The following is a 2,157-nucleotide window of genomic DNA, read 5'->3' as shown; positions in this document are numbered from 1 at the left end:
CGGGCCATCGCCGTGCTCGGTTCCGTGGTGATGCTCTGGAGCACCGAGGCGCTGCACGGCCTGTCCCCCGCGCTGATCGCGCTGGGCGGCGCGCTGCTGATCACCTCGCCGCGCTTCGGCACCGTGCGGATCGGCGCGGCCATCGGCGAAATCCCCTGGTCGCTGCTGCTGTTCATGGCCGCGACCGCCGCGCTCGGCTCCGCCCTGACCTCGTCCGGCGCCGCTAGCTGGATCGCCTCGGAGGTCCTCTCCGGCGACGACGCGCTGACCCTGCTGATCGCGGTCGTCGTGCTCAGCACCGCCGCGCACCTGCTGGTGCAGTCGCGTTCCGCGCGGTCCTCGGTGCTCATCCCGCTGGTGGTGCCCGCCGCGATCGCCGTCGGCGCGAACCCGGTCGCGCTGGCGTTCGCCTCGACCGCCGCGGCCGGTTTCTGCCACACCCTGCCGTCCTCGGCCAAGCCGGTGGCCATGTTCGCCCGGCTCGACCAGGTCCCCACCTACGAGCCGCGCGACCTGCGCAAGCTCTCCGCGCTGCTCGGTCCCGCGTTCGCCGCTCTCGTCGTCCTGTTCGCCCTGTTCGGCTGGCCGCTGCTCGGCCTGCCGCTCGTCTGACCGTCCACAGTGGAGGAGATTGTCATGCTGCGCTTCGCCGTCGCCCCGAGCGGTTTCAAGGAGTGCCTGGCCGCCGACGCGGTCGCCGCCGGCATCCGCACCGGCATCCGCCGGGTGGTCCCGGGCGCGATCGTCGACACCATCCCGCTGATCGACGGCGGTGAGGGGTCGGCGAGCCTGCTGGCCCGGTCGACCGGCGGCGAGCTGGTGCCGGTCACCGTCACCGGGCCGGTCGGCGCACCGGTGACGGCGCACTACGCGCTGCTCGACGAGCGCACCGCGTTCGTGGAAATGGCTGCTGCCGCGGGGCTTTCGCTGGTGCCGTCGGATCAGCGCGACCCCGGCGCCACGACCAGCCGCGGTGTCGGCGAGCTGATCGCCGCTGCGCTGGACTCCGGCGTGGAGAAGATCATCGTCGGCTGCGGCGACTCCGGCACCTGCGACGGCGGATCGGGTGCGCTGCAGGCCCTGGGCGCGCGGGTGCTCGACGTCGACGGGGCGGAGATCGGCGGCGGTGGCGCTGAACTGCTGCGCGCCCGGCGGATCGACGTCGACGAGCTGGACCCGCGACTGTCCGAAGTGGAGTTAGTGGTCGCGGTGAACCCCGAGAACGCGCTGTGCGGGCCGAACGGCGTCGCCCGCCGCTACGGACCGCAGAAGGGGGCTTCGCCGGAGCGGGTCGAGCAGCTGGCCGCCGCCATGCAGATCTGGGCCGACCTGCTGCGCAAGCACAGCGGGATCCACTGCGCCGAACTGCCCGGCGGCGGTGCCTCGGGCGGCCTGGCGGCGGGTCTGGCCGGCGTGCTCGGCGCGCAGCTGCAGTCCCGGTTCGACGTGTTCCTCGAGAGCGCGGACCTGGACCGCCGGTTGCGCGAAGCGGACCTGGTGATCACCGCGGAAGGCGCCATCGACGCGTCCACCGCGCTGGGCAAGATCCCGACCGAGGTGGCCCGCCGCGCGAAGCTGCACAGCCGTCCGGTGATCGCCCTGTGCGGCACCATCGGCCCCGGCGCGGACACCAGCTACGACCACGGGATCGACGCCATCACCGGCATCCTGACCGGCCCGGTGGACCTCGCGGACGCGATCACCCGAGCCCCGGACCTCATCGCCGACGCCACGGCCCGAACCCTCCGGATGCTCCTCCTCGGCACCACCCTCCGAGCAGCCTGACCCTCCACAAAGGACCAATCCCCCGGCGCGTCATGCGCGCCCGACACACCGGAGGGACGCAAATTCAATGGAAATCGGACCTCCAATTTCCATTGAATTTGCGGAAGTCACCCCCAGGAACCGGATCCACGTTAGCCCGGCAGGGGGACGGGGAACCGCAGTTTCAATTGAAACTGCGGTCACCCCTGCCTGCGATCTGCAGTTTCGATGAACCTTTTTCATCCTGCCCAGACTGTGACCGCGAGGCACGACCGGCACCGCGCGGCAAGAGTCGCATGCGCCGCCAGGCGCATAGCCCACCCTCGCAGCTTGCGCCGCCGCGGGTTCTCAGCGTTCGCCTGGCGAGGACGGCCCGACTGCCGTGTATTGGCA

The 2,157-nt window shown here is 71.7% G+C and carries 2 protein-coding genes; both read left to right on the top strand.

Going from position 1 to position 2,157, the window contains the following annotated elements; all coding sequences use genetic code 11:
* The coding region (locus ABTZ89_RS38135) for an SLC13 family permease (RefSeq protein ID WP_351054229.1) at positions 1–612 on the top strand (612 nt) is incomplete at its 5' end.
* A gap of 24 nt (positions 613–636) precedes the next feature.
* Positions 637–1,785, top strand: a complete 1,149-nt coding sequence (locus ABTZ89_RS38130) for a glycerate kinase family protein (protein ID WP_351054227.1) — start codon at positions 637–639, stop codon at positions 1,783–1,785.
* Positions 1,786–2,157: the final 372 nt, after the last annotated feature.

The organism is Saccharopolyspora sp. NPDC002686, assembly GCF_040295745.1.
Classification (GTDB): Bacteria; Actinomycetota; Actinomycetes; order Mycobacteriales; family Pseudonocardiaceae; genus Saccharopolyspora; species Saccharopolyspora oryzae.
Note: the sequence above shows the minus strand (reverse complement) of the source record. Positions and strands in the feature narration are given on the sequence as shown.

What these genes read in the sequence shown, in the direction of transcription:
- ABTZ89_RS38130 (WP_351054227.1), top strand. Translation starts at nt 637, where the DNA reads ATGCTGCGCTTCGCCGTCGCCCCGAGCGGTTTCAAGGAGTGCCTGGCC.